The 24,238-nt window shown below is 56.2% G+C and carries 31 protein-coding genes; 17 read left to right on the plus strand and 14 right to left on the minus strand.

Annotation, left to right across the window (positions count from 1 at the left end):
• Positions 1-196: 196 nt before the first annotated feature.
• Both ACW55A_RS24950 and ACW55A_RS24955 read left to right on the plus strand, forming a co-directional pair.
• Positions 197-511, plus strand: coding sequence for a phage holin family protein (locus ACW55A_RS24950; RefSeq protein WP_498811730.1), 315 nt, complete (start codon positions 197-199; stop codon positions 509-511).
• Positions 508-894 carry a hypothetical protein gene (locus ACW55A_RS24955; protein WP_498811731.1) on the plus strand — a complete coding sequence of 129 codons (387 nt, stop codon included), beginning with the start codon at positions 508-510 and terminating at the stop codon, positions 892-894. The genes ACW55A_RS24950 and ACW55A_RS24955 overlap by 4 nt, the downstream gene beginning before the upstream one ends.
• Before the next feature lie 170 nt (positions 895-1,064).
• Here ACW55A_RS24955 and ACW55A_RS24960 read toward each other — a convergent pair whose 3' ends face one another.
• On the minus strand, positions 1,065-1,325 hold the full coding sequence (locus ACW55A_RS24960; protein ID WP_498811732.1) for a hypothetical protein: 261 nt from the start codon (positions 1,323-1,325) through the stop codon (positions 1,065-1,067).
• Between the two features lie 455 nt (positions 1,326-1,780).
• Here ACW55A_RS24960 and ACW55A_RS24965 point away from each other — a divergent pair, with 455 nt between their 5' ends.
• The 5 genes from ACW55A_RS24965 to ACW55A_RS24985 all read left to right on the plus strand — a co-directional run bounded on the left by ACW55A_RS24965 (position 1,781) and on the right by ACW55A_RS24985 (position 5,092).
• Positions 1,781-2,101: a hypothetical protein gene (locus ACW55A_RS24965; RefSeq protein WP_498811733.1), complete on the plus strand. Its 321-nt coding sequence runs from the start codon at positions 1,781-1,783 to the stop codon at positions 2,099-2,101.
• The gene (locus tag ACW55A_RS24970; protein WP_498811749.1) at positions 1,986-3,023 is read left to right on the plus strand and encodes a terminase gpA endonuclease subunit; all 1,038 of its coding nucleotides are present in this window, start codon (positions 1,986-1,988) and stop codon (positions 3,021-3,023) included. The genes ACW55A_RS24965 and ACW55A_RS24970 overlap by 116 nt, the downstream gene beginning before the upstream one ends.
• Positions 3,024-3,096: 73 nt before the next feature.
• On the plus strand, positions 3,097-3,303 hold the full coding sequence (locus ACW55A_RS24975) for a phage head-tail joining protein (protein ID WP_019333399.1): 207 nt from the start codon (positions 3,097-3,099) through the stop codon (positions 3,301-3,303).
• Entirely contained in the window at positions 3,300-4,508 is a 1,209-nt protein-coding gene (locus ACW55A_RS24980; RefSeq protein WP_498811734.1) for a phage portal protein, read from the plus strand. The genes ACW55A_RS24975 and ACW55A_RS24980 overlap by 4 nt, the downstream gene beginning before the upstream one ends.
• 38 nt (positions 4,509-4,546) lie before the next feature.
• Positions 4,547-5,092, plus strand: a complete 546-nt coding sequence (locus tag ACW55A_RS24985) for a glycoside hydrolase family 19 protein (protein WP_498811735.1) — start codon at positions 4,547-4,549, stop codon at positions 5,090-5,092.
• 39 nt (positions 5,093-5,131) lie between these two features.
• Here the strand turns inward: ACW55A_RS24985 and ACW55A_RS24990 are convergent, their stop codons facing one another.
• The 3 genes from ACW55A_RS24990 to ACW55A_RS25000 are packed head-to-tail and all read right to left on the minus strand — an operon-like array spanning position 5,132 to position 6,496.
• The gene (locus tag ACW55A_RS24990; RefSeq protein ID WP_498811736.1) at positions 5,132-5,593 is read right to left on the minus strand and encodes a hypothetical protein; all 462 of its coding nucleotides are present in this window, start codon (positions 5,591-5,593) and stop codon (positions 5,132-5,134) included.
• Positions 5,571-5,966, minus strand: a complete 396-nt coding sequence (locus tag ACW55A_RS24995; protein ID WP_005758231.1) for a polymorphic toxin type 44 domain-containing protein — start codon at positions 5,964-5,966, stop codon at positions 5,571-5,573. The genes ACW55A_RS24990 and ACW55A_RS24995 overlap by 23 nt, the downstream gene beginning before the upstream one ends.
• A gap of 29 nt (positions 5,967-5,995) precedes the next feature.
• Positions 5,996-6,496 (minus strand): Hcp family type VI secretion system effector, encoded by a 501-nt coding sequence (locus tag ACW55A_RS25000; protein WP_498811737.1) that lies wholly within the window; start codon positions 6,494-6,496, stop codon positions 5,996-5,998.
• 358 nt (positions 6,497-6,854) lie between these two features.
• Between ACW55A_RS25000 and ACW55A_RS25005 the strand changes: the two genes are divergently transcribed.
• A complete protein-coding gene (locus ACW55A_RS25005; protein WP_498811738.1) occupies positions 6,855-7,649 on the plus strand; it encodes a DNA adenine methylase in 795 nt (264 codons plus the stop codon).
• Between the two features lie 65 nt (positions 7,650-7,714).
• Here ACW55A_RS25005 and ACW55A_RS25010 read toward each other — a convergent pair whose 3' ends face one another.
• Positions 7,715-8,272, minus strand: a complete 558-nt coding sequence (locus ACW55A_RS25010; RefSeq protein ID WP_031597627.1) for a hypothetical protein — start codon at positions 8,270-8,272, stop codon at positions 7,715-7,717.
• A complete protein-coding gene (locus ACW55A_RS25015) occupies positions 8,269-8,802 on the minus strand; it encodes a hypothetical protein (RefSeq protein ID WP_498811739.1) in 534 nt (177 codons plus the stop codon). Before ACW55A_RS25015 ends, ACW55A_RS25010 begins: the two co-directional genes overlap by 4 nt.
• Positions 8,803-9,295: 493 nt before the next feature.
• On the opposite strand from ACW55A_RS25015, the gene ACW55A_RS25020 reads away from it, so the two are divergent.
• The 4 genes from ACW55A_RS25020 to ACW55A_RS25035 are packed head-to-tail and all read left to right on the plus strand — an operon-like array spanning position 9,296 to position 12,529.
• On the plus strand, positions 9,296-9,895 hold the full coding sequence (locus ACW55A_RS25020) for an aminodeoxychorismate/anthranilate synthase component II (protein WP_003433192.1): 600 nt from the start codon (positions 9,296-9,298) through the stop codon (positions 9,893-9,895).
• A 21-nt stretch (positions 9,896-9,916) separates the two neighbouring features.
• Positions 9,917-10,966: an anthranilate phosphoribosyltransferase gene (trpD, locus tag ACW55A_RS25025; RefSeq protein WP_003372695.1), complete on the plus strand. Its 1,050-nt coding sequence runs from the start codon at positions 9,917-9,919 to the stop codon at positions 10,964-10,966.
• Positions 10,963-11,799 (plus strand): indole-3-glycerol phosphate synthase TrpC, encoded by an 837-nt coding sequence (gene trpC, locus ACW55A_RS25030; protein WP_498811740.1) that lies wholly within the window; start codon positions 10,963-10,965, stop codon positions 11,797-11,799. Before trpD ends, trpC begins: the two co-directional genes overlap by 4 nt.
• A gap of 34 nt (positions 11,800-11,833) precedes the next feature.
• Complete coding sequence (locus tag ACW55A_RS25035; protein ID WP_248671984.1) at positions 11,834-12,529, plus strand: lipoate--protein ligase family protein; 696 nt, start codon at positions 11,834-11,836, stop codon at positions 12,527-12,529.
• Between the two features lie 11 nt (positions 12,530-12,540).
• Here ACW55A_RS25035 and crp read toward each other — a convergent pair whose 3' ends face one another.
• Entirely contained in the window at positions 12,541-13,185 is a 645-nt protein-coding gene (gene crp, locus ACW55A_RS25040; RefSeq protein ID WP_003433187.1) for a cAMP-activated global transcriptional regulator CRP, read from the minus strand.
• Between the two features lie 202 nt (positions 13,186-13,387).
• Here crp and ACW55A_RS25045 point away from each other — a divergent pair, with 202 nt between their 5' ends.
• Positions 13,388-13,810: an OsmC family protein gene (locus ACW55A_RS25045; protein WP_187810150.1), complete on the plus strand. Its 423-nt coding sequence runs from the start codon at positions 13,388-13,390 to the stop codon at positions 13,808-13,810.
• Between the two features lie 242 nt (positions 13,811-14,052).
• Positions 14,053-14,847, plus strand: coding sequence for an adenosylmethionine decarboxylase (gene speD, locus ACW55A_RS25050; protein ID WP_498811741.1), 795 nt, complete (start codon positions 14,053-14,055; stop codon positions 14,845-14,847).
• A gap of 69 nt (positions 14,848-14,916) precedes the next feature.
• Here the strand turns inward: speD and coq7 are convergent, their stop codons facing one another.
• The 5 genes from coq7 to hemJ all read right to left on the minus strand — a co-directional run bounded on the left by coq7 (position 14,917) and on the right by hemJ (position 18,403).
• The gene (coq7, locus tag ACW55A_RS25055) at positions 14,917-15,564 is read right to left on the minus strand and encodes a 2-polyprenyl-3-methyl-6-methoxy-1,4-benzoquinone monooxygenase (protein ID WP_003433185.1); all 648 of its coding nucleotides are present in this window, start codon (positions 15,562-15,564) and stop codon (positions 14,917-14,919) included.
• A 121-nt stretch (positions 15,565-15,685) separates the two neighbouring features.
• Positions 15,686-16,024, minus strand: a complete 339-nt coding sequence (locus ACW55A_RS25060) for a histidine triad nucleotide-binding protein (RefSeq protein ID WP_003316306.1) — start codon at positions 16,022-16,024, stop codon at positions 15,686-15,688.
• A gap of 103 nt (positions 16,025-16,127) precedes the next feature.
• On the minus strand, positions 16,128-16,904 hold the full coding sequence (locus ACW55A_RS25065; RefSeq protein WP_003372679.1) for an SDR family NAD(P)-dependent oxidoreductase: 777 nt from the start codon (positions 16,902-16,904) through the stop codon (positions 16,128-16,130).
• A gap of 57 nt (positions 16,905-16,961) precedes the next feature.
• A complete protein-coding gene (locus tag ACW55A_RS25070) occupies positions 16,962-17,876 on the minus strand; it encodes a DUF805 domain-containing protein (RefSeq protein ID WP_498811742.1) in 915 nt (304 codons plus the stop codon).
• 98 nt (positions 17,877-17,974) lie between these two features.
• Positions 17,975-18,403: a protoporphyrinogen oxidase HemJ gene (gene hemJ, locus ACW55A_RS25075; RefSeq protein ID WP_455808895.1), complete on the minus strand. Its 429-nt coding sequence runs from the start codon at positions 18,401-18,403 to the stop codon at positions 17,975-17,977.
• A 133-nt stretch (positions 18,404-18,536) separates the two neighbouring features.
• On the opposite strand from hemJ, the gene argC reads away from it, so the two are divergent.
• Together argC and erpA are read left to right on the plus strand one after the other, a co-directional pair.
• Positions 18,537-19,571, plus strand: coding sequence for an N-acetyl-gamma-glutamyl-phosphate reductase (gene argC, locus ACW55A_RS25080; protein WP_122265701.1), 1,035 nt, complete (start codon positions 18,537-18,539; stop codon positions 19,569-19,571).
• Between the two features lie 99 nt (positions 19,572-19,670).
• On the plus strand, positions 19,671-20,021 hold the full coding sequence (erpA, locus tag ACW55A_RS25085; RefSeq protein WP_002551953.1) for an iron-sulfur cluster insertion protein ErpA: 351 nt from the start codon (positions 19,671-19,673) through the stop codon (positions 20,019-20,021).
• A gap of 62 nt (positions 20,022-20,083) precedes the next feature.
• Here erpA and ACW55A_RS25090 read toward each other — a convergent pair whose 3' ends face one another.
• Both ACW55A_RS25090 and ACW55A_RS25095 read right to left on the minus strand, forming a co-directional pair.
• The gene (locus tag ACW55A_RS25090) at positions 20,084-21,178 is read right to left on the minus strand and encodes an anhydro-N-acetylmuramic acid kinase (protein WP_455808894.1); all 1,095 of its coding nucleotides are present in this window, start codon (positions 21,176-21,178) and stop codon (positions 20,084-20,086) included.
• Between the two features lie 3 nt (positions 21,179-21,181).
• Positions 21,182-22,606, minus strand: a complete 1,425-nt coding sequence (locus tag ACW55A_RS25095; RefSeq protein ID WP_003433174.1) for a peptidoglycan DD-metalloendopeptidase family protein — start codon at positions 22,604-22,606, stop codon at positions 21,182-21,184.
• Between the two features lie 201 nt (positions 22,607-22,807).
• On the opposite strand from ACW55A_RS25095, the gene tyrS reads away from it, so the two are divergent.
• A complete protein-coding gene (tyrS, locus tag ACW55A_RS25100) occupies positions 22,808-24,019 on the plus strand; it encodes a tyrosine--tRNA ligase (RefSeq protein WP_498811743.1) in 1,212 nt (403 codons plus the stop codon).
• The last annotated feature ends 219 nt before the right edge of the window (positions 24,020-24,238 follow it).

Consider the following 24,238-nt stretch of genomic DNA (forward strand, 5'->3'; position numbering starts at 1 on the left):
CCAACCGTTAACAGGCCCTTTTCGGTTTTTCCGAACGCAGGTACAAGGTGGGCACGATCTGCGATTTGCGCCTGAATCGCCTACAGAGCACCTGCTGTGCATGCTTCAACCCAGCCATCCCTAGGCTGTCACTCACCCCGCTTCGGCGGGGTTTTTATTTTTAGCTCACCCCAAGGGTGGTAACCGGATGCGCACCATGCCCGACAAACCAGATACGTGGGCCAGGATCGTGGCGGCCATTTCAAACCCACTGTGGCAGGGCATGATCATGGCCATCGTCGTCTCTCTACTGCGCATCCTGTACGACGCCAAAGAAACCAGTAAGCGCCGGATACTGTTCGAAGCGCTGATATGCGGGGCGTTGAGTCTGGTGGCGTCGAGTCTGATCGAGTGGATGACCTGGCCGCCCAGCCTGTCGGTGGCTGCTGGCGGGACCATCGGCTTTCTCGGCGTCACGGCCATTCGGGAGCTGGTCACCCGATTTATTGGCCGGAAGGTGGATTCCGTATGAAAGCCATCGCTGCCGCAATAATCATCGCGCTGGTGGGGGTACTGCTCGTTGGCATCCAGCAGTACCGCGTTGTCGCCATCACCGGTGCCATGCAGCTCGAAACAAAGAGCAAGAACGAAGCCATCGCTGCCAATGCCGAGAGCCTGGCGACCATCACCACACTACGGGCAGAAGCCAAGCGTAATGCCGACTACCAGGCTGATCTGAGCAAGCGGCTCAAGGCCAGTGAAGACAAAGCCAAACGGGCGAGGAAAGACTTTGATGATCTCAAACGCACAAACAAACCTGTTCGTGATTGGGCTTCTCAGCCTTTGCCTGACGGCCTGCGCGGCAACGCCGGTGGTGGTCACAAAAACATCAGCGGTTCGAATCGAATCCCCTGAGCTGATTCCTTGCGAGCGCATCGACACCGATGAGGCCGATCTTCGTTCGAACGGCGACGTCTGGGAGCTCAAGGATCAGGCCATCAGGCTGCTCGACACCTGCGCAGACCAGATTGATGCCCAGATACTGCGCAGTCAAAGTCAGTGAAGCCGATTGCCAAGTTTCAGAGCTATTTACTAATGCCAGATGACGTGTCCGGTGAACGCTTCACCACGTACAAACGAGGGGGCGAGCGTCGAGTCGCGGCTTTATGCAGATCTACTGCTTGTTGCAGTCGATCTGTCATCGCGTTTAGCTCTGCCATGGCGACCCGAAGCTCTTTGAGTTGGGCTACGACAGCAGGGTCTTCAACCAAACCGGTCTCTTTCATCCTCATGAGCATGTCAGCGATCTGCATGTATCCACTAAGCTGCTTTTCCAAATCATTCATGTTTGCACTTCGCTCGTCAGAGGTGGTGAATGTCTCGCAGTTAGGAGTTTTTCGGCAAATGGCCCTCAGGCTTGAGGCGTGGGCGATAGGCGGCGGTTTCAGTGGTCGAGTCGGCGCCCACAGCACCCGCGAGCCCCTGCTATTTGGGTCCTCCCTGAGGGGGGCTCCCTACACGGGTACGTGGACTCGCGGTTCTTGTGCAGCTCAGTTTTCTGCAGGGATGTCCGTCTTCTCAAGGTTTTTGCATGGGCGGACAAATCGGCGACACCGATGGCGCCAGCTCGTCGTCAGGTCTGCCCCCCCCCACGGCTCAGGAGGCAGGGGACCCTGGGGGTATTCGAGGCATACGGGGCTGGGGACTCGCGGGACTTGGTTAGCGGACGGTTCACCAGCTTAGTGAACTGCGGTGAACAGGTGAACACCCCGTATTCATTGGGTGAACAGGACATTTCAGCATGACAGTGATCAGCAAGTCGGACTTCGCAGCACGGCGCGGCTGGGCCAAATCCTACGTTTCCAAACTGGCAAAGCAGGAACGCTTGGTTCTCACGCCAGACGGGAAGGTGGATCTGGAAGCTACCGAAGCGTTGCTGGCCGATTCCGCTGATCCTAGCAAAGCCGCTGTCGCGGCCCGCCATGAAGAAGGTCGTATTGATCGCGGTGTCTACAGCGAGCTTTTGCCGAGCGCCGAAACACCTGCGGTGCAGCCCCCGAGCAAAGGCCCGGACTTTCAGAAGTCCAGAGCGCATCGCGAGTACTACCTCGGGCGGCTATAACCATTCTCCCAGCCCATACCTACTTCAGAGAACACCCTTTGCGAAAGGGCCAATGCGCTGTCTTTCACAGTCACACCCTTGCAAACGTGTAGTTGTCATGGCTGCCTCGCTGCTTATGAATACTCGGGTCGCCATCAACTGGATTGGTTCGATGGTTCATTCATCGCCAGCGAACATACTTGCCCTGAGTCCGACACGTGAGCTCGCGCTACGACTAAACTTCCGCATCGATAAGGAGTTTAAAGCTACCCCCGCTCTTCGCGGTCGATTGACGACTATGGAGAGAGAGTTTTATAGCAGGTCTTTCGAGGGCGGATCGCTTCGCGTAATGCCAGCAGCCTCGTTAACCTGTCAGTCGTTTGCTGCTGATTACATCTGCGGTGACAACATAGACTTCTGGCCCGTTGATGTTGACCAAGGGATCGACCTTATCAAGGCGGCAGAGCGTTGCCACGAGACATCGATACTGAAGCCCAAGTTCTATTTCTCTGGGACTCCAACTAGGCAATTAGCATCTCGCATAGAAAGTTTGTTCTTGGTGAGTGATCAACGTCATTACTACTTGCCATGTCCTCATTGCCGACATATGCAAACGTTGGAATGGGACCGCCTGCATTATTCGTCGGACTTCCAGGCAGTGCATTACCAGTGCTCAGGCTCAGCGTGCGGTGCTTCGATCACAGAGCAACACCTGGGCGAAATGCTCCTTATGGGGGAGTGGCGGTCTCACTCAGAGGGCGATGGCGAAACTGTTGGCTTTCATCTCAACGCTCTTTATGCCCCGTCTGGATGCTGGGGTTGGGCTCGGATGGCTAAGCAATATGAAAGAGCCAAAAAAAGCCTAGCTAATGGAGATGTGTGGGAAATGAAGGTGTTCTACAACTGCATGCTCGCAAGGAGCTGGGACGAAGCTCGCGACTAGCCTGGCCTACTAACAGCCGCATTCCTACATCCCACTCAAGCCTCCATGTGTCGCTAACTCAAGAGAAGTTGATATGGCTTACACCCAGAAGCACCTGGATGCCGTCGAGGCAGCGATAGGGCGTGGCGAAAAAATCGTGCGTTACGCAGATCGGACGGTCGAGTACCGCTCGGTTGATGAGCTGATCCAGGCTCGCGATCTGATCCGCACCAGCCTGACCAATGCTGCCGGTCCGCGCTCCCGCGTCATCCGTCTTTACCATGGGGGCAAGGGCCTGTGACTACTCGTTACCCCACGCTGACGCGTTCCGGCTTCGTCCTGCCCGAGCGCATGAAGGCCAGTTACGAAGGCGCTGCCGACGGTCGCCGATCCGCCACTTGGGACGCACCTGATACATGCGTCAACAGCCTGATCATGCCAGCGCTACGCAACTTGCGCTCACGCTCCAGAGCAGCGGTGCGCAACGATCCGTATGCGGCCAATGCTATTGACCGCAGGGTCAGCAACCTGATCGGCACCGGCATTACCCCGCAGCCCAGGATCGCGGACAAGGAGCTGCGTCGTATTTTTCAGGAGACATGGGAAGACTGGGTAGACGAATCCGATGCCGATCAGCTGACCGACTTCTACGGCCTGCAAGCCTTGATCGCCCGTACGGTCGAGCAGTCGGGCGAATGCTTCGTCCGGTTACGACCCAGGCGGATGGATGACGGCTTGGCGGTGCCCTTGCAGTTGCAATGCCTGGCCCCCGAGTTTGTTCCGCATGACAAGTTTGAGGTGACCAGTACCGGCAACATCATCCGCGCCGGGATCGAATTCAACGGATTCGGCAAGCGGGTGGCGTACTGGTGTTATCGCTCACACCCCAGTGACATGACGTCGATCAATGCTGGGTACAACATGCTGGTGCGCATCCCGGCCAGCCAGATGCTGCACATCTTTGAGCCGGTGGAGCCCGGCCAGCTTCGTGGTGTGCCTCGCCTGGCACCGGTGTTGAAGCGACTGCGCAGCCTCGACAACTTCGACGACGCCGTCCTGTTCCGTCAGGAGGTGGCCAACCTGTTCGCGGGCTTCATTCGCAAGCCGTCTCCTGAAGGTCAGCCCATGCTCGATCCGTTGACGGGTGCGCCCCTCAAGGTCGGAGGCGATGGCTTCACGCCAATGGTTGCGTTGGAGCCGGGCACGATGCAGGAGCTGCTGCCGGGGGAGGAGGTCGAGTTCTCGACACCGCCCGATGGCGGCAACAACTATCCCGACTTCATGCGCCAGCAGCTAATGGCGGCAGCGGCCGGTGCGGGCTTGCCCTATGAACTGATGACAGGGGACAGCCTTGATGGCGAGTACTTGGTTGATTCGGTGGAGCAGGTATTCACCCAGTCTGGCTGGACTACAGCAGTGGAGTGCAACGGCGGGAAATCCGGCAAGGCCAAGGCGAAGGGCAAGAAAAAGAAAGAGAAGAAACCGGTCAAGGTCGTACAGCTTTAAACAGACAGATCATCACCTACTCACCAGGAGAGTCACGCATGTCGATAACCACGCAGCAATTGCTGCAGATACTTCCCAACGCCAGCTCCCGAGCTGGCGTTTTTGTTCCTGTCCTAAACGTTGCGATGAGCAAATACGCCATCGTCACCAAATTGCGCATGGCTGCGTTTCTGGCGCAGGTAGGGCACGAGTCCGGCCAGCTCCGCTACGTGCGCGAGTTGGGCAGCGATCAATATCTCGACAAGTACGATACCGGGCGGCTGGCTGAGCGCCTTGGCAACACGCCAGAGGACGATGACGATGGTCAGCTGTATCGGGGCAGGGGACTTATACAGGTCACCGGGCGAGACAACTACGCCGCTTGCGCAGAGGCGTTAGGGCTGGATCTGCTCGAGCATCCCGAACTCCTGGAGCGCCCAGAGCATGCAGCCATGTCGGCAGGTTGGTTCTGGCACCGGGCTGGCCTCAATACCTTGGCTGATAAAGGCGAATTTCTGGCGATCACCAGACGCATCAACGGCGGCACCAATGGCCAGGCAGATAGGCAAATGCTCTACGAGCGTGCCTTGAAGGTGCTTGCTTGATTTTGTTCTCTGACAGAAATATGTGTATGGGCGTATGAGTCAATCTCTCGGAGTCGTATCCTGCTGGCTTAACGTTATGCGATAGCTCTTCAGCGTCTCACCTTCAGTGAGGTATTGCTTACTAAAGTAGCGGTACACGGCGCCTTTTATCTCGATCCCAACGCCGTTTTCTGTGTCACGTATTTTTACATCCTTGACAGCGCTATCTGTGATCATGAAAAGGTCGGCTTTATTTAGCTCTTTCAATATCTCTTTATCGTTGCCGCTTAAGGGTTTACTAATGTAAAAGCGAAGCGTGTTAAGGTCGGTGGCGGGCGCGAAATATTCGGTGACGTACAGCCACGCGCCGTCAGGAAACTCACGTTTAATGACAACTTCGTCAGCATCACCTCTGCCGAAAAGGAAGCCATCAAAAATAAATCTTAGCGCGATTATGATAATTAGCGCCCAGAAGAAAAATTTATAATTTAGTTTAAGCTCAATAGCCTTTGAGTTCTGCATAGCGGATCCCTCTTTCTATCCATACCTGATCTTTAGGATCATCACCATAAGGAGCCCTCCAAAACCAATGACCCCAGTCAATATCAGGGTCTTGTGTTCCTGCGTCCTTTTGAGCAAAGCCGGCAGCTCTTAATAAAAGCTGTTCGGATAACTGGCCAGCTCTACCAACAGCACCGTAGTGGAAGTTACCGAAGTCCTCCCATTTGCGATTTTCCTGCTTGTAATCCCATGGTCCGCGACCACGAACCTTTTGGTAGAACCAGCTCATAAATGCGCCAGTTGCAGGGTCTCGTTTCCAGCGGTCATTGGCCAGCTTCATATGCACATCAACACTCACGTGAGGAGGTATAACAGGCGGTATGATAATGTCCATAACTATTCCTTATTCTAAAATAGAAAGAGTTATGAATAGATTTTGTTGCTGATAGCATCCCAGCCGCCAGCAATTTGCCCAGCGCTCTGACCCGACTTCCTACTTTGCTTTGAGTAGACGAGCTGAATGCGCCCGTAGTTCAAGGCAATCAGCTCGCTAGGAAAGGCACCGGCTTGATTGCCATTACCAGTCAATGTAAATGAACTAATAATAACCTCTTCCAGTTTTATCTCTAAGTATTTGACTTTCGGATCTCCGGCGCGAAAAACGTGCACGGATACTTGCTTAAAATGCTTACCGCTGCAGCAAGCTTCATGAAGCTTCGGCGTAGCGTTATCTACGGCTTTCCGGACAAGCATGTCACTCATGTAGGCACGCCCTGAGGTCGCGCCACCAGATGAGGTGGACGTCGCAGATGCTGTCTGGTTTGCAGAGAGGTCGAAATCCTGTAATTCGATCCAGTTTTCGTAGCTCTCGGAGAGGGTTTCGCCTGGTACACCTTCAATCTGGAGATATGCTTCAAATGACATAGTAAATTCCTTTTAATGAGGCCCTTGTCCCTCAATCATACACAAAATAATTTTTCAGTGGTGCGCCTGCCAGCTTTGGGCAAAATCGGTCTGTAGGTGGATTGATCGGCTGTAGGCCTCAAAGGTGGCAGCAGTTCGCTGACCCTCATCGGGTTGAGCAGATCAAGTTGTGTCAGTTACGAGTCAATCAACCGCAGCCGTAAGTTAAAAAAGAGCGACCAGTCGTGATGCGCCAACACCACGCCCGGTCGCCGTCCCCGCAGATTACCCCTGCAAGTCCAGCCAAGGCTCTCGCTTCGTGCACAAAGCGGAGCGAGCCTAGCACCTGTCAATATATACAGTAAAGGTCTTGCTTTCTATGTCCACACCCATCATCCCTTGGATGGGCGGCAAACGCCGCCTGGCCGACCGCCTCATCCCACTGTTCCCACCCCACGAATGCTACGTCGAAGTGTTCGCAGGCGGTGCGGCCCTCTACTTCATGCGTCCCCAGGCAGCTCCTGTCGAGGTCTTGAATGACATCAACGGAGACCTGGTGACGCTATATCGCGTCGTCCAAAACCACCTTGAAGAATTCGTCCGCCAGTTCAAATGGGCACTCAGCTCGCGCCAAGTATTTGAGTGGCAGAAGATGACCCGTCCCGAAACCCTCACCGACATCCAGCGCGCCGCCCGGTTCTTCTACCTGCAGCACCATGCTTTCGCAGGCAAGGTGAGCGGGCAGACGTGTGGCACTGCCACGACCGGCCCGGCCATCAATCTGCTACGGATCGAGGAAAACCTGTCTGCAGCCTGGCAGCGTTTGTCAGGTACGTATGTGGAGAACCTGCCGTGGCTTGAGTGCGCTGAGCGTTACGACCGGCCTCACACCTTCCATTATATGGACCCGCCTTACTGGCAGACGGCCGGGTACGGTGTGGATTTCCCATTCGAGAATTATGAGCGGATGGCTGATTTCATGCGGAGGTGCAAAGGGAAAGTGATGGTCAGTATCAATGACCATCCAGACATAAGGCGAGTGTTCGACGGGTTCCATTTTGAGATGCTGGATATCCGATATACGACAACCAATCAACGGCATGGAACTTCTACCGTTGCAGGTGAACTTATAGTCATGAATTGGGAGCCAAAGTTAATGAATGGATTATTTTAACTTGGTCTATCTGGACCCAAAATTCGTATAGTTTCTAAAAGCCTGGTATTTCACGCCACGCTTTTTTAGGTGGCAAAGCTTGGAACCTCCAGGCGTTCGAATGGGAAAGCTTCTTCTATTCCAGACGATAGCTCATAGAGATCAGAGAAACCGTGTCGGCGGCCTAGCTTTGGTGTCCAATATCTACCATGCGCAAGCCAGTGCCTGTATTTTTGGGCGGTCCTTAGCTTTTCAATATATGGTGCTGACGAAGGAACATGATTTTTCCAAGCAGCTAAAATGTCATCGAACCTCATCTCTAGCTTGTGCTTTCCGTATAGTTTTCGGAATGCACGACTGAGCGGGTCTTTCAACTTTTTATCTACCCTTGCGAGATAATCTATCCTAAACCGCGCCTCAAGCGCTGCGAGTACAGTTAGGCAAGTTGATGTCTCGAACTCGTCAGACTCTCGCTTGTAGGCATCAATTACTTGTTCAGGAGTGGAGAATGCGTATTTGTCGATATAGGCATCGCTTCCGCCCAGATAAAATGTACCTATTGCAGTTCGGACGCCTTCATAATAATCAGCTATGTCTGAGTATTTTAAATGCAGTCCTGATGGCTGAAATACGATTCTCCTCATGCCATATCCATTATCAGTTCTTGGAAGTTCTCCTTGTTCCACTCAGAGTATTTGTACGGAGGTTTGGCAGATAGTATGACCCAGCGCCATGGAAGCTCTTCTTGACCACTATTTGGCTGCGGTTTACGAATTGGTGTCTCGTCACCAATTGTGACTGTTACAGTGACCTTAGGGCCTGTACCTTTTATCAGGGCAACGCTTCTGGTTCCCTTTGGGCCTACGATGTCGACACGGCCTTTTGAGCCAATAAGCATGGTTCCTACCGGTGAAAATATGTACTTAATGTTACCTATTCTTAATACTGCGCTTTCAACCTGATAGCTGCCCAGTGATTCCTCGCGAATCATGATCGGATGAAGGCTCAGCTCTGTAGAGCCTTCGGTGATGAAGGGCGTTAGAAAAGTACGTACCTCTGTGTAGAGATTGTCGAGTAGTTTGCGCCATTCCTCGATCTGCTCTTGTGGGTCAAATTTTTGAGACGAAGGAGATTTTTTCTCATTCACAAAGTCACTAAAACTTTTTTTGGTCAAGGGAGATCTCCGATAGGCAAGTGGGTGGAGGTGCTGGGGTGTCTGACAGCTCCAGAGCTTTGAATGGTATGCCGTATATCTATGCATACGGTAGTTGAAAACCTGTCAGAGGCGATAGAGCAGCGTTTACATTGATGCCGCCTGAGGGGTGATCTTTAGCTAATCTGTGTGCATTCAGTCGTCTTTTTCTATCGTACAATGATATTGCACCGTGTTCCTCGGTAAGCTACTGTCCCGAATCAACCAGATGAGCATCCTTCCGTGACGACTGTCAGCAAACTCTTGATGCGTGTTATCAAGGCCCACGCCCGCTGGCGTTGGCGCGCCTGACTCTTTCTTCTGCCGGATTCCGGCTCTGCAGAACCAAGCCAAAAACCGCAATTCATGCCGACAGTCGGGCTCAATACAGCTCAAAAAAAAGCGGGTATTAAAGCGGGTTTCGTTTTCAGATTGCTTGGTAAAAGATCAGTAAATTCAATAGGTTGGGCAAGAAATGCTGCTGATGATCGATAACTACGATTCGTTTACCTACAACGTCGTGCAGTACTTTGGTGAGCTGGGGGCAGACGTCAAAGTCATTCGCAATGACGAACTGAGCATCGCCGAGATCGAAGCCCTGAACCCGGAGCACATCGTGGTCTCACCTGGCCCGTGCACGCCCAATGAAGCCGGCGTCTCGCTGGATGTGATCAAGCACTTCGCAGGCAAGCTGCCGATTCTGGGCGTGTGCCTGGGGCATCAGTCCATCGGTCAGGCCTTTGGCGGCGACGTGGTTCGTGCGCGTCAGGTCATGCATGGCAAAACCAGCCCTGTCATTCACGAAGATGGCGGGGTGTTCGATGGTTTGAATCATCCGCTGGTGGTCACCCGCTACCACTCGCTGGTGGTCAAGCAGGATACGCTCCCCGACTGCCTGGAAGTGACGGCCTGGACCGCGCTGGAAGACGGTTCGGTCGATGAGATCATGGGCCTGCGCCACAAGACACTGAACGTCGAAGGGGTGCAGTTTCACCCCGAGTCGATCCTGACCGAGCAGGGCCACGAGCTGTTCGCCAATTTTCTCAAGCAGAGTGGCGGCCATCGTCAGGGCTAAGGATTTTTTATGAGTACCCCCATGAATATCAAAAGCGCGCTGAATCGCGTGGTCAACCAACTGGACCTGACCACTGAAGAGATGAGCGATGTCATGCGCGAAATCATGACCGGCCAATGCACTGAAGCGCAGATCGGTGCGTTTCTGATGGGCATGCGCATGAAGAGCGAAACCATCGATGAAATCGTTGGTGCGGTGTCGGTCATGCGCGAGCTGGCCGGCAAGGTCGAACTGAAAACGCTGGATGGCGTGGTCGACATCGTGGGGACGGGCGGCGACGGCGCGAACATCTTCAACGTGTCGACGGCTTCTGCCTTCGTCATCGCAGCCGCCGGTTGCACAGTGGCCAAGCACGGTAATCGTGCTGTCTCGGGCAAAAGCGGCAGTGCCGATCTGCTTGAGGCTGCCGGGGTTTATCTGAACCTCACGCCTGTTCAGGTGGCGCGTTGCATCGACAGCGTGGGCATCGGTTTCATGTTCGCCCAGTCTCATCACACGGCCATGAAGCACACTGCCGGGCCGCGCCGCGAGCTGGGCCTGCGCACACTGTTCAATATGCTTGGCCCGCTGACCAATCCGGCGGGTGTTCGTCATCAGATCGTCGGCGTGTTCAACCAGGCGCTGTGCCGCCCGCTGGCCGAGGTGCTGCTGCGTCTGGGCAGCAAGCATGTGCTGGTGGTCCATTCGCAGGACGGCCTGGATGAATTCAGCCTGGCCGCACCGACCTTCGTGGCCGAGCTGAAAAACGGCGAAGTCACTGAATACTGGGTACAGCCCGAAGACCTCGGCATCAAAAGCCAGAGCCTGTACGGCCTTGCCGTGGAAAGCCCGGCGGCTTCGCTGGAGCTGATCCGCGATGCACTGGGACGCCGCAAAACCGAGAACGGCCAGAAAGCTGCGGAGATGATCGTGCTCAATGCCGGCGCCGCGCTTTATGCTGCAGATCACGCCACCAGCCTGAAAGAGGGCGTGGCCCTGGCACACGATGCGCTGCACACTGGCCTGGCGCGGGAAAAACTGGAAGAGCTGGGTGCCTTCACGGCGGTATTCAAGCAGGAGAACGAAGCATGAGTGTGCCAACCGTACTGGAAAAGATCCTCGCCCGAAAGGCCGAGGAAGTCGCGGCTCGTCATGCGATTGTGAGCCTGGCCGAGCTTGAACAACAGGCAGCCCGGGCCGACGCGCCACGTGGCTTTGCCAAGGCATTGATCACTCAGGCCAAGGCAAAGCAGCCTGCCGTTATCGCCGAGATCAAGAAGGCCTCGCCAAGCAAGGGCGTCATCCGCGAACACTTCCTGCCGGGCGAGATCGCCAGAAGTTATCAGTCCGGTGGCGCGACCTGTCTGTCAGTGCTCACCGACGTGGACTTCTTTCAGGGCGCCGATGCCTATTTGCAGGAGGCCCGTGCAGCGTGCAACCTGCCGGTGATCCGCAAGGATTTCATGATCGATCCTTATCAGGTGGTCGAAGCACGTGCATTGGGCGCTGACTGCATTCTGCTGATCGTGTCGGCACTGGAAGACGCGCAAATGGCTGAACTGGCTGCCGTTGCCAACAGCCTGAATCTGGATGTGCTGGTCGAGGTGCACGACGGCAACGAGCTGGACCGTGCACTCAAGACGCTCGATACACCGCTGGTGGGCATCAACAATCGCAACCTTCACACGTTTGAAGTGAGCCTGGAAACCACGCTGGACTTGCTGCCGCGTATTCCGCGTGATCGCCTGGTCGTCACCGAAAGCGGCATTCTCAATCGTGCGGATGTCGAGCTGATGGAAATCAGCGATGTCTACTCGTTTCTGGTGGGGGAGGCCTTCATGCGTGCCGAACACCCTGGCGCCGAGCTGCAGCGGTTGTTCTTCCCTGAGCGCAAAATCGCGGTAAGCGCTTCGTCCATCGACTGAGCACATTGAGCTGAACACCCTCCCGAGGTCCGGCATGCAAGACGCGATCATCGACATTTGTGTCGAACAAGGCCTGCAGGCCGAGCAGGATCTTCTCGCCTCGGTATGCTCCGGGGCGGCAGATCACGGGCTGCTGTTCTGGCGGCCCAACGATCGAGCGCTGGTCATGCCACGGCGGATGAGCCGGTTACCGGGTTTTGCCGAGGCCAGCGAGACCCTGTCGGACAATGCATGGCCCGTCCTCTTGCGTGAAACCGGCGGCGAGCCAGTGCCACAGTCCTCTGCCACGCTGAACATCGCGCTGGTCTACGCGCAACCGCCCACTGATGTCGATCGTGACCGCATAGAAACCGCCTACCTGCGATTGTGTCAGCCGATTCTCGATCTGTTGACCGAGCTTGGCGGCAAGGCTTCACTGGGTGAGGTGGCAGGCGCATTCTGCGATGGCCGCTTCAACGTCAATCTCGATGGTCGCAAGATGGTTGGAACGGCTCAGCGCTGGCGTCAGAGCCAGGGCGGAACGCGTCCTGTAGTGCTGGCGCATGGTGCGCTGTTGCTGGATAACGAGCGCGTCCAGATGGCCGCTGCGGTAAACCGCTTCAATGAGCTGTGCGAGCTCGAGCCGCGTGTTCAGGCCGAAAGCCACATCGCCTTGTACGAAGCGTTTCCGGGCGCTGATGTCCTGGAGCGTCTGGCGCAGGCTTACCGGAAACTGCTCGCCGGGCTCTGAATAGCAAGGGCTCAGCGTGTCCCGTAGACCACCATGGTCTTTCCTTTGACGTTGACCAAGCGCTGTTCTTCAAGGGCCTTGAGCACACGTCCGACCATTTCCCTTGAACAGCCGACAATGCGTCCGATTTCCTGTCGGGTAATCTTGATTTGCATGCCGTCCGGATGAGTCATTGCATCCGGCTGCTTGCACAGCTCGAGCAACGTGCGAGCCACTCGCCCGGTGACATCAAGGAACGCCAGATCACCCACCTTGCGCGTTGTGTTGCGTAGGCGCTCGGCCATCTGGCTGCCGAGCGCATACAGAATTTCCGGCTCTTGCCTGGTCAGCTCGCGGAACGTGTCATATGAAATCTCGGCCACTTCGCACTCTGTCTTGGCCCGCACCCAGGCGCTGCGCACGGATTCCTTGCCCGGTTGCTCGAACAGGCCCAGTTCGCCGAAGAAATCCCCGCTGTTGAGGTAGGCGACGATCATCTCCCGGCGCTCGTCATCCTCGATCAGAACCGTGACTGAACCCTTGAGGATCAGAAACAACGACTCGGAGCGCTCACCGGCATTGATGATGTTTGTTTTCGCGGGGCAGCGGCGGCGTTCTGCATGGGGCAGCAGCTTGTCCAGACTGTTTGCTTTGGGCGTAAAAGTTATTGCGACCATGCGAGACTTCCGAAATAAGGTGTATGGCCAAATGGCATACCTATAGGTATCGGCTGCGCCTTTATTCTCGCCAGCTTTTCCAGACGTGTAGGAAACTATTTGCGAACATTCCTACGCGTTTCCTACAAAAAGCATTTCTTCCGGGCAGCTTTTGGCCCTGTGCTAAGCTGGCGACCCCTTTTTTTACAGTGGAGTCTTGGCGATGAAGGCACGCATCCAATGGGCTGGCGAAGCCATGTTCCTCGGCGAATCCGGCAGCGGTCATGTGGTGGTAATGGATGGTCCGCCGGAAAGCGGCGGTCGCAACCTGGGTGTACGCCCGATGGAAATGGTCTTGATCGGTCTGGGTGGCTGCAGCAACTTCGATGTTGTGAGCATTTTGAAGAAGTCGCGCCAACCCGTCGAAAGCTGCGAGGCGTTTCTGGATGCCCAGCGTGCGGATGAAGACCCGAAAGTGTTCACCAAAATCCATCTGCACTTTGTCGTCAAGGGGCGCGGGTTGAAAGAAGCGCAAGTCAAGCGCGCGATCGAACTGTCCGCAGAGAAGTATTGCTCTGCCTCGATCATGCTCGGCAACGCGGGTGTGAAGATCACTCACGATTATGAAATTGTCGAACTGGGCTGAACGCCAGACATCCAACGATCATAAAAACGGCGCACACTCTGGCAGACGGCTTCGGACGTCTGCATAATGCGCCACTTTTTACGGGCGCAGCATGTATTGGTTTTCTGCTGCCGGTCCGAACAGACAACCAAAATCGCCAACGCGAAGAGGTGTTAACCGTCCTACGCAGATGAGCCGGGCTCACCTGACGGGCATGCTTGATCACGCGGCTGGCGCCGCACCCATATAGAGAGTTTTTAACGGTGAAAAGCAAACTCAAGCTCCACGGGTTCAATAACCTGACAAAGACCTTGAGCTTCAACATTTATGACATCTGCTATGCGGAAACCCCGCAGGACCAGCAGGCGTATGTCGAGTACATCAACAGTGTGTACGACGCAGAACGCCTGACGCGGATTCTGACTGATGTTGTCGATATCATTGGTGCCAACATCCTGAACATTGCGCGTCAGGATTACGATCCACAAGGTGCCAGTGTGACCATTCTGATCTCTGAGCAGCCGGTGACGCCTACCGAAAGCCAGATCGAAGAGTCGCCAGGTCCACTGCCGGAAACCATCCTGGCGCACCTGGACAAGAGCCATATCACGGTCCACACCTACCCGGAAATTCACCCGGTTGACGGTATTGCCACGTTCCGCGTGGATATCGATGTGTCGACCTGTGGCGTTATTTCACCGCTCAAGGCGTTGAACTACCTGATCCATAAATTCGAGTCGGATATTGTGACGGTCGACTATCGCGTGCGCGGCTTTACCCGTGACGTGGAAGGCAAGAAGCACTTCATCGACCACGAGATCAACTCGATCCAGAACTACCTCTCCGAAGACACGCGCAACGGTTACCAGATGACCGACGTGAACGTGTATCAGGAAAACCTGTTCCACACCAAGATGCTGCTCAAGCAGTTCGAACTGGACAACTACCTGTTTGGCGACGCCACCAGCAACTTGTCTCCCGAGCAGCGCCAGCAAGTGACCGCCAAGGTCAAACACGAAATGCTGGAAATCTTCTACGGCCGCAACGTCGCCGTATAAGCCCGGATTCCGGACATTAAAAAGGCGCCTGATTCAGGCGCCTTTTTTATGGGCGTTGTGTACGCCTCGTCAGATGCGATAAGTCGACTTGGTCATGACCTTGGCCAGCACACTCATGCCGAACTTGACCGGTGCCGGGAAACGAAAACCGCCTGCCTCCAGTGCGGATTCAGCGTGGTGTTCTTCATCGCTGAGCATCTGTTGCAGAATAGCCCGGGACTTTCCGTCCTCGGTCGGCAGTTGCTCCAGATGTTCAGCCAGGTGCTTGCAGACCTGATCTTCGGTCGCCGCGACAAAACCCAGGCTGACCCGGTCGCTGATAACACCGGCTATTGCGCCCATCCCGAAGGACAGGCTGTAGAACAGCGGGTTCAGCACACTGGTATGGCTGCCAAGCTGATGGATGCGCTGTTCGCACCAGACCAGATGATCGATTTCTTCTTCAGCCGCATGCTCCATCGCCTTGCGCACCTTGGGCAGCTTTGCCGTCAGCGCCTGGCCCTGATAAAGCGCCTGGGCGCAGACTTCGCCGGTATGGTTGATGCGCATCAGACCCGCGACGTGGCGCGTATCGACTTCGCTCATCTTGTGTTCGGGCTGAACGACGGCAGGGGAAGGGCGCTGCGAGTGCGCGCTGGACGGCAGTAAGGTGCGCATCGCGCTGTCGGCTTGCAGTAACAGACGGTCGAGGGGGGAGTATTGACGTTCGGTAGCCATGGGCACCTCCGGAAGATCATGCGGGCAGTTTACCCCAATCGGCCGGAGCGGGCAGGGCTTGTGTGGTCCGACCAGCGCTGATCCCACGCGCTGGTCGGCCGGAAAGCCCGAAAACGCTGGCTCAGCCCGGTGGCCAGTTCATCTGACGCTGACCGAGTACGTGCATGTGAATGTGGTAGACGGTCTGCCCGCCCAGCTCATTGCAGTTCATCACCACGCGGAAGCCTTCTTCGCAGCCCAGTTCGAGGGCCAGACGCTGCGCCGTGAACAGAATATGCCCGGCCAGGCCTTTGTCTTCCTCGGTCAGATCGTTCAGGGTGCGGATAGGCTTTTTCGGGATAACCAGAAAATGCACGGGTGCCTGTGGGGCGATGTCGTGAAAGGCCAGTACCTGATCATCCTCATAGATGATCTTCGCCGGGATTTCCCGATTGATGATCTTGGTAAACAAAGTGTCCACAGCCGTTTGCTCCTTGTCGGTTGATGGTCGTCACAGGGTATCGCTGTGCTTCAGCGCGTCCGAGTGTACTGAGCGGGACGCGGCTCGCCCAGCCGTTTGTCGCTCAGCGCGGGCAGTATTTCTTGTTGATATAGCCGCTGATCTGGCGAGCCAGCCAGCGTGAAACCAGGCGCGGGCCGAGCGTCCACAACCGGTTACCGAAACCGGGCGTGATCACCGCACGGTTTTTTGCCAGCGCGCGAACGGTATACAGCGCCACTTCTTCCGGGCTCATCAGGTTATCCACATTGACCTGCAACTGCGCGGTGCGAAAAAAAGCCGTCCTGGTCGGACCGGGGCACAGCACCGAGACCTTCACCCCGGCCTTCTTCACTTCCTCGCGCAGCCCTTCGGAAAAATGCAGCACATACGCCTTGCTCGCGTAGTAAGTGCTCATCCATGGCCCAGGCTGAAACGCCGCCACCGAGGCGATGTTGAGTATCTGGCCGCCGCCCTGAATGGCCATCAGGTTGCCGACCGTGTGGCACAGGCGCGTCAGGGCCAGGATGTTCAGATCGATCAGGTCCTGCTCGGCACTCCAGTCCTGAGCCAGAAAAGGTCCGCATGTGCCGATGCCCGCAGCGTTGACCAGCAGATCGATCTGGTGAGCACCGTCTTCCAGCTCCAGCAGAAAGCCCGAGAGCCTCAGTGGCTCGCCCAGATCGCATGCTCGAAACAGCACTTCCACGCCAAAACGCTGAGTCAACTCCAGTGCAATTGTTTCCAGCAGGTCGCGCTGGCGGGCGACCAGGATCAGGTTGCGACCGCGACGTGCCAGCGCTTCGGCCATCGCCAGGCCTATGCCGCTGGACGCGCCGGTGATCAGGGCGTAACGGGTCATGCAGTTCTCCATTGAGCGTGTTGCGACCGGCAGTCTGCCGAACCGTGGGGCAGTCTATTACTTGTCGCTTTGTTCTTCGGGCTCTATGTTGACATCCGCTGGCGCGGTCAAGGCACTGTCGCGGCTTTCTTCGTCGTCATAGGGGAGGGATTGCTCGTATTCATCGGTCTGCAATTCCAGCTCATCGCGCAGCATGCCTGCGCCGCCAGCGGTGAGCACCATCACGACTATGGGGATGAGTAACACCCACAGAATCGCCAGGGTCTTCACACCTCTGGAGTTCGGTGGCGGCGGTGGGCCGAAAGCGTTGGGACCTTTTGTTCCGGGCAGCAGGATCATCAGGAACGGGAAGACGCTGCCTACGAACGGCACCATGGTCAGCAGCAGAAGCCAGCCTGACCAACCCAGATCGTGCAGCCGCTGAACGCCGACCTGTGCGCCGATGACCGCGAACACGACGAGCACCACCGCCATCAGCAGGCCACCGGCGACCAGCGAACCGTTCATGACCAGCAGGCACACACCTACCAGCACCAGCGTCGCGGCGCTCAAGACCATGCTCCACGCCAGATAGCGCAAGCGCCCGATACGCCCGTTGATACTCAGCACCTTCAGCGTCGAATGGCCGGGCTGATCAGCGCCAACCTGTGCCTTGGGCGGTGCGTAGGGTGATATGTCCAGATGCGCGGGTTTGGGGGAGGGCTGGCTGACCACTTCATCCAGACTCAGGCTGATTTCAATGTCGGGTTCGATACGCGCTTCGACGCCTGCATCGTTCAGCGCCTTCAGGTAGCGTTCCGCGTCCTCGTAAGCAAGCCCGCGCTTGAGCGCAACGGGTTGACCACTGAACAGTTTCTGCACTGCAGACGGTTCGCTTTTGAACAGCCCCGCCAGGTTGGCCTTTGCGGTGTCGAGCTCGACGCCTTCACGCACTTGCCCTTCAAATATGATCTTGAAGTGTGAATCGGCCATACGGGGCTTCCTTGTCTTTAAATGGAAAACAATGCCGGGCGCCTGTCTGAGACAGGGCGCCCTGTCGCGTTACTGATGAGGCCGGGTGACTCCTGGAATCAGAAGGGTTTGACGATAACCAGAATGACGATGGCGATCAGAATCAGTACCGGGATTTCATTGAACCAGCGATAAAACACATGGCTGCGGCCATTTTCACCACGGGCAAAGCGTTTCATCTGTGCGCCGCAGACGTGGTGATAGCCGATCAGCAGGACAACCAGTGCGAGCTTGGCGTGCATCCAGCCCTGACTGAAATAACCGCTGGGGTCGAAGCTGATCAGCCAGCCGCCGAAGACCAGGGTTGCGATCATTGCCGGGGTCATGATGCCACTGTACAGCTTGCGCTCCATGACGATGAAACGCTCGCGGCTGACTGTGTCCTCACTCATCGAGTGATAGACGAATAGTCTTGGCAGATAGAACAGGGCTGCAAACCAGCAGACCATTGAAATGACATGAAGCGCCTTTATCCATAGATAGAGCATTTTTGATTATTCCCAGGTTCACGGTGGCCGAATAGTAGTGTCTTGTGCGCCCATACGTCACGTTGTCGGTTGTCGCAGAGGCGATAGGCTCCTATTATCGACCGCTTTCCAGTTGTTTCGTTGAGGGCAGGTTATGGTCAAGGTCGGTATCGTCGGCGGCACGGGTTACACCGGGGTCGAGCTGCTGCGTCTGTTGGCACAGCATCCGCAGGCAGAAGTAGTGGTCATTACCTCGCGCTCGGAGGCCGGCATGCCAGTCGCCGAGATGTATCCGAACCTGCGCGGGCACTATGACGGCCTTGCGTTCAGCGTGCCTGACGTGAAAACCCTGGGTGACTGTGACGTTGTGTTCTTCGCCACGCCCCACGGTGTCGCTCATGCCCTGGCCGGTGAACTGCTCGCGGCAGGCACCAAGGTGATCGACCTGTCTGCCGACTTCCGTCTGCAGGACCCGGTCGAGTGGGCCAAGTGGTACGGCCAGCCTCATGGTGCTCCGCAACTGTTGGAAGACGCGGTGTACGGGCTGCCGGAAGTCAATCGCGAACAGATCAGGAGCGCGCGACTCATCGCCGTACCGGGTTGCTATCCGACCGCTACCCAGTTGGGTTTCCTGCCGCTGCTTGAAGCCGGTATTGCCGATAACACTCGTCTGATTGCCGACTGCAAATCCGGCGTGAGCGGCGCTGGACGTGGTCTGAACATTGGTTCGCTGTACTCGGAAGCCAATGAAAGCTTCAAGGCCTACGCTGTGAAGGGCCACCGTCACCTGCCTGAAATTACCCAGGGGCTGCGTCGCGCAGCGGGTGGGGATATCGGCCTGACGTTCGTGCCACATCTGGTGCCGATGATTCGCGGCATTCACTCAACGCTCTATGCAACGGTCACTGATCGCTCGGTGGACCTGCAGGCATTGTTCGAGAAGCGCTACGCCGATGAGCCATTCGTGGATGTGATGCCAGCAGGCAGTCATCCCGAAACCCGCAGTGTGCGTGGCGCCAACGTGTGTCGCATCGCGGTGCATCGTCCGCAGGGCGGCGATCTGGTCGTCGTGCTTTCGGTGATCGATAACCTGGTCAAAGGTGCGTCCGGTCAGGCAGTGCAGAACATGAACATCCTGTTCGGCCTTGATGAGCGCGCTGGGTTGTCTCATGCGGGCATGATGCCGTAAGGACTGCCGCCGTCCAGCAAATAGTTGACCGATTTTCTAGGAGAAGCGGATAATGCCGTCATTACGCATTACGACGGCTAACGCCGGGAGATATCTGACATGAGTGTCGAATCCTTCACGCCTACCGCTTTGGAGTTCACTCCAAATGCAGCGCACAAGGTGAAAACCCTGGTCGACGAAGAGGGCAATGATCGTCTCAAACTGCGTGTATTCGTTACAGGTGGCGGTTGCTCAGGTTTTCAGTACGGTTTTACTTTCGATGAAGATGTGGCAGACGATGACACCATCGTCGAGCGCGAGGGCGTAAGCCTGGTTGTCGATCCAATGAGCTTTCAGTACCTGGCCGGCGCAGAAGTCGATTATCAGGAAGGGCTTGAAGGGTCGCGCTTCGTGATCAAGAACCCGAATGCCTCCACGACCTGTGGTTGTGGCTCTTCGTTTTCGATCTGATTGAAGCTTGCTGTAAACAAAAACGCCGCTCATTGAGCGGCGTTTTGCATTGTGGCATCGCGTCAGGCGGGGTAGATGGCGCCCAGAACGCGTCTGCCTTTGGCGCCGGTCACCGTCGGACGGTTGGCCGGAACGCCTTCGAGGCAACAATGAGCCAGCCAGGCAAACGCCATCGCCTCAACCCAGTCAGGGTCTACGCCGAACTTCTCGGTACTGCTGACCTCGGTGCCGGGCAGCAGTTCTGCGAGGCGTTTCATCAGCGCCTTGTTATGCGCACCGCCCCCACAGACCAGAAGCTCCCGGGTAATCGCTTGCGCCGATTGCAGGGATTCGGTGATCGTCAACGCGGTCAGTTCCAGCAGAGTGGCCTGCACATCCTCGGGCGCCAGGGTTGGCAACTGGAACAGATGGTGGTGAACCCAGCCCAGGTTGAACACTTCCCGGCCCGTACTCTTGGGGCCCTTGGTCAGGAAAAACTGATCGCTGAGCAGTTTCTTGAGCAGCGCAGAATCTACCTTGCCGCTCGCCGACCACGCGCCATCCTTGTCGTAGCTCTCGTGGCGCTGTGATTGTATCCACGCATCGAGCAGGACGTTACCGGGTCCGCAGTCGAAGCCTTCGACCGGTCGATCGGACTCGATCAGGCTCAGGTTACTGAACCCGCCGATGTTTAATACGGCGCGATGATCCTTGTTGTCGTCGAACAGCGCTTCGTGGAAAGCCGGTACCAGAGGGGCGCCTTGGCCGCCTGCTGCGATATCGCGGCGGCGGAAATCGCTGACCACGGTAATTTCAGTCAGCTCTGCCAGCAGCGCAGGGTTGCCGATCTGAATGCTGTAGCCGCGCGCAGGCTCATGACGAATAGTCTGGCCGTGGCTGCCAATGGCGCGAATCTGAGCGGGCACCATGTTTTGATCTTTCAGCAACGTCTGCACGCCCTGTGCGACCAGCCCGCACCACTTTTGCTCCGCAATGGCCGCACGTGCAAGCTCATCAGCGCCACTGGAGCAGAGCCCCAGCAGCTCGGCATGCAGGTCTTCCGGCATGGGGATGTAGTGAGTGGCCAGAAGCCTTGATCGGTCATCCTGCTTCAAAAGGGCGATATCAATCCCATCGAGACTGCTGCCGGACATCACACCTATATAGAAGAAGTCCATGGATTACCTTTTATTCGAGGCCAGCGTGGTGGCTTTTTCCTGGTCCATGCGTGCCATCAACGGCTGGCTTTGCTGCATGAACCGCTGTTTTTCGGATTTGGCGATCGGGTCCGCCATTGGGAGCTTCTGGCCCAGTGGATCTACGTGAACGCCATTGACCTGAAACTCATAGTGCAAGTGCGGGCCTGTGGACAGGCCGGTAGTTCCAATATAGCCGATAACCTGACCTTGCTTGACAGTGCCGCCGGTCTGTATGCCTTTGGCGAAGCCCTGCATGTGGCCGTACAGCGTGCGGTAGGTGTCACCGTGCTGAATGATAACGGTATTGCCGTATCCGCCACGGCGGCCGGCGAGCAGCACCTTGCCATCGCCGGTTGCCTTGATCGGCGTACCGCGTGGCGCTGCGTAATCGACGCCTTTATGGGCGCGGATCTTGTTGAGGATCGGGTGCTTGCGGCCCATCGAGAACATCGAGCTGATGCGGGCGAAGTCTACCGGGGTACGGATGAAGGCCTTGCGCATGCTGTTGCCATCAGCCGTGTAGTAATTGGTATTACCTTGCTTATTAGTGTAACGAACGGCGGTGTAGGTCTTGCCCCGGTTAGTGAAGCGAGCGGACAGGATATTCCCCGTACCTACGCTCTTGCCGTTGACCACTTTCTGTTCGTATACCACATCGAATTCATCACCCTTGCGGATGTCCTGCGCGAAGTCGATGTCGTAGCCGAAGATGTTGGCCATGTCCATCGTCATGCTATGAGTCAGGCCGGCACGTTGCGCGGACTGCGACAGGGAGCTGTTGATCACCCCGTGGACGTAGACGTTACGCACGTTGGGCTTGCTGATTTCGCGATTGAACGCGTAGCCCGTTGCCGTCTTCGACAGGCTGATGGACTCGACTTCGCTGAGTTTTGTGTGCAATTGCTTGAGCTGGCCATCCGGCGTCAGCTCGAACTGCAGCGTCTGTCCGTTTTGCAGCTTGCTGAACTGCTTGGCCTGCTTGTCGCTGGCCAGTACTTCGTGAACAGTGGCGGCGGGCAATCCGACCTTTTCAAACAGGGTCGACAGCGTGTCGCCTTTGCTGACGGTGACTTCCTTGTGCGCAGAATCCTTCGCAGCGGCTGGCGCGGGTTTCTCTGCCTGAGGCTGTGCGTTGGCGGTGTCTTGAGCCTGATCGTCGGCAGTGTCGATCTGGGCAAATGGCGATTCGGTGGTTTCAGGTGTGGCTTGAGTGGCTTGTTGAGCGTCTTGATCTTGTACGTCCTGATCCGGTGCTTCCAGATCGAGGGGAATGTTCGTTCGTTTGGCTTCGACTTCGCTGGATGGAAAAACCAGGAGAGCCAGGCTCAACAATGCGGCGATGCCGCTTGCAGCGAGCAGGTGACTCTTCGGATAAAGCGGGGGCGCTTTAGGCGGTGTGTCTTTCATAGGTAATTTGACTTTGAAAAAGGTGAAATGGAAAAGATGAATGACATGATGAAGATGAAATAACTGTATAAAATATAACCAAAACCTGCTCGAAGCAACCCTTCCCGCGTATCAGTGACTGATTCGCAGGCAAACGCTGGGCAAAACTTGTAATTGGGCTCTGATCTTGTAAGGTTGGTTCCCTTTGAATTGGGGACTGAAATGAAGTCGGTTGAAGAGCAGCTGGCGCTGATAAAGCGCGGTGCAGATGAACTCCTGGTCGAGGCCGAGCTGGTCGAGAAGCTGAAGCGTGGCCAGCCACTGCGTATCAAGGCTGGTTTTGATCCGACGGCACCCGATCTGCACCTTGGACACACCGTGCTTATTAACAAGCTGCGGCAGTTCCAGGATCTGGGGCATCAGATCATCTTCCTGATCGGTGATTTCACCGGCATGATCGGCGACCCGAGCGGTAAAAGCGCTACGCGTCCGCCGCTCACCCGGGAGCAGGTTCTCGACTATGCCGAAACCTACAAGTCTCAGGTCTTCAAGATTCTCGATCCGGCCAAGACCGAAGTCGCGTTCAACTCGACCTGGATGGACCAGCTGAGTCCGGCTGACTTCATTCGCTTGTCTTCGCAGTACACGGTCGCACGGATGCTTGAGCGCGACGATTTCGACAAGCGCTATAAAAGCAATCAGTCCATCGCTATTCACGAATTCCTATACCCGCTGGTGCAGGGCTATGACTCCGTGGCCTTGAAGGCCGACGTAGAGTTGGGTGGCACCGATCAGAAATTCAATCTGCTGATGGGGCGCGAGCTTCAGCGCGCTTATGGGCAGGAGCCGCAATGCATCCTGACCATGCCGCTGCTGGAAGGCCTGGATGGCGTGAAGAAGATGTCCAAGTCGCTGGGCAACTACGTCGGCATTCAAGAAGCACCGGGCATTATGTATAGCAAGCTCGTGTCGATTCCTGATTCCCTGATGTGGCGCTACTTTGAGCTGCTGAGCTTCCGCTCGATGGAAGAGATCAATAGCTTGAAGGCTGATTGCGAAGCGGGTGCAAACCCTCGCGATATCAAGATCAAGCTGGCCGAAGAGCTGGTCGCTCGTTTTCATGGCGAGGAAGCTGCGGCCAATGCGCATCGTTCTGCGGGCAACCGTATGAAGGAAGGCGAGCTGCCGGATGATCTGCCTGAGATATCGGTGGCTGCTGCCGAGGACATGCCGATCTCTGCGGTCCTTAATAAAGCAGGCCTGGTAAAGAACGCAGCAGTCGCTCGTGATCTGCTGGCTTCTGGTGGTGTACGTATAGATGGTGAGGTCGTGGATCGCAGCTTTGTATTCAAGCTGGGGGCTACCCATGTTTGTCAGGCCGGCAAGAAGACTTTCGGACGCGTTACGCTGGTTTCCGAAGAAAGTTCAAAATAACGGTTGACGCCCTCTGTGAGGTGTCTATAATTCGCCCCACTTCCGGCGCAGACGGAAACAAAAAAGCCTTGTAGATCAACAGTTTGCAAGGTTTTAGAGTGAAGAGTCAGCGAGGAAGTAGGTCGGGTCTGGATTGATCGATAGCGGTGAGAAAAAAGAGTTTGACACGCGGTTGTAACGCTGTAGAATTCGCCTCCCGCTGATGAGCAACTCCAGAGT

The sequence above is a fragment of the Plantibacter cousiniae (nom. nud.) genome (assembly GCF_977070315.1).

Excerpts from the sequence above, each read along its gene's own strand:
- ACW55A_RS24995 (WP_005758231.1), bottom strand. The coding sequence starts at position 5,966 with ATGGACATTATCATACCGCCTGTTATACCTCCTCACGTGAGTGTTGAT.
- ACW55A_RS24975 (WP_019333399.1), top strand. The coding sequence starts at position 3,097 with ATGGCTTACACCCAGAAGCACCTGGATGCCGTCGAGGCAGCGATAGGG.
- ACW55A_RS24960 (WP_498811732.1), bottom strand. The coding sequence starts at position 1,325 with ATGAATGATTTGGAAAAGCAGCTTAGTGGATACATGCAGATCGCTGAC.
- ACW55A_RS24985 (WP_498811735.1), top strand. The coding sequence starts at position 4,547 with ATGTCGATAACCACGCAGCAATTGCTGCAGATACTTCCCAACGCCAGC.
- ACW55A_RS24950 (WP_498811730.1), top strand. The coding sequence starts at position 197 with ATGCCCGACAAACCAGATACGTGGGCCAGGATCGTGGCGGCCATTTCA.
- ACW55A_RS25005 (WP_498811738.1), top strand. The coding sequence starts at position 6,855 with ATGTCCACACCCATCATCCCTTGGATGGGCGGCAAACGCCGCCTGGCC.
- ACW55A_RS25070 (WP_498811742.1), bottom strand. The coding sequence starts at position 17,876 with ATGGCCGATTCACACTTCAAGATCATATTTGAAGGGCAAGTGCGTGAA.
- crp (WP_003433187.1), bottom strand. The coding sequence starts at position 13,185 with ATGGTCGCAATAACTTTTACGCCCAAAGCAAACAGTCTGGACAAGCTG.
- ACW55A_RS25095 (WP_003433174.1), bottom strand. The coding sequence starts at position 22,606 with ATGAAAGACACACCGCCTAAAGCGCCCCCGCTTTATCCGAAGAGTCAC.
- ACW55A_RS25045 (WP_187810150.1), top strand. The coding sequence starts at position 13,388 with ATGAAGGCACGCATCCAATGGGCTGGCGAAGCCATGTTCCTCGGCGAA.
- hemJ (WP_455808895.1), bottom strand. The coding sequence starts at position 18,403 with ATGCTCTATCTATGGATAAAGGCGCTTCATGTCATTTCAATGGTCTGC.
- ACW55A_RS25035 (WP_248671984.1), top strand. The coding sequence starts at position 11,834 with ATGCAAGACGCGATCATCGACATTTGTGTCGAACAAGGCCTGCAGGCC.
- tyrS (WP_498811743.1), top strand. The coding sequence starts at position 22,808 with ATGAAGTCGGTTGAAGAGCAGCTGGCGCTGATAAAGCGCGGTGCAGAT.
- ACW55A_RS25065 (WP_003372679.1), bottom strand. The coding sequence starts at position 16,904 with ATGACCCGTTACGCCCTGATCACCGGCGCGTCCAGCGGCATAGGCCTG.
- ACW55A_RS24990 (WP_498811736.1), bottom strand. The coding sequence starts at position 5,593 with ATGCAGAACTCAAAGGCTATTGAGCTTAAACTAAATTATAAATTTTTC.
- ACW55A_RS25090 (WP_455808894.1), bottom strand. The coding sequence starts at position 21,178 with ATGGACTTCTTCTATATAGGTGTGATGTCCGGCAGCAGTCTCGATGGG.
- ACW55A_RS24965 (WP_498811733.1), top strand. The coding sequence starts at position 1,781 with ATGACAGTGATCAGCAAGTCGGACTTCGCAGCACGGCGCGGCTGGGCC.
- ACW55A_RS25010 (WP_031597627.1), bottom strand. The coding sequence starts at position 8,272 with ATGAGGAGAATCGTATTTCAGCCATCAGGACTGCATTTAAAATACTCA.
- argC (WP_122265701.1), top strand. The coding sequence starts at position 18,537 with ATGGTCAAGGTCGGTATCGTCGGCGGCACGGGTTACACCGGGGTCGAG.
- ACW55A_RS24955 (WP_498811731.1), top strand. The coding sequence starts at position 508 with ATGAAAGCCATCGCTGCCGCAATAATCATCGCGCTGGTGGGGGTACTG.
- ACW55A_RS25000 (WP_498811737.1), bottom strand. The coding sequence starts at position 6,496 with ATGTCATTTGAAGCATATCTCCAGATTGAAGGTGTACCAGGCGAAACC.
- trpD (WP_003372695.1), top strand. The coding sequence starts at position 9,917 with ATGAATATCAAAAGCGCGCTGAATCGCGTGGTCAACCAACTGGACCTG.
- trpC (WP_498811740.1), top strand. The coding sequence starts at position 10,963 with ATGAGTGTGCCAACCGTACTGGAAAAGATCCTCGCCCGAAAGGCCGAG.
- erpA (WP_002551953.1), top strand. The coding sequence starts at position 19,671 with ATGAGTGTCGAATCCTTCACGCCTACCGCTTTGGAGTTCACTCCAAAT.
- coq7 (WP_003433185.1), bottom strand. The coding sequence starts at position 15,564 with ATGGCTACCGAACGTCAATACTCCCCCCTCGACCGTCTGTTACTGCAA.
- ACW55A_RS25020 (WP_003433192.1), top strand. The coding sequence starts at position 9,296 with ATGCTGCTGATGATCGATAACTACGATTCGTTTACCTACAACGTCGTG.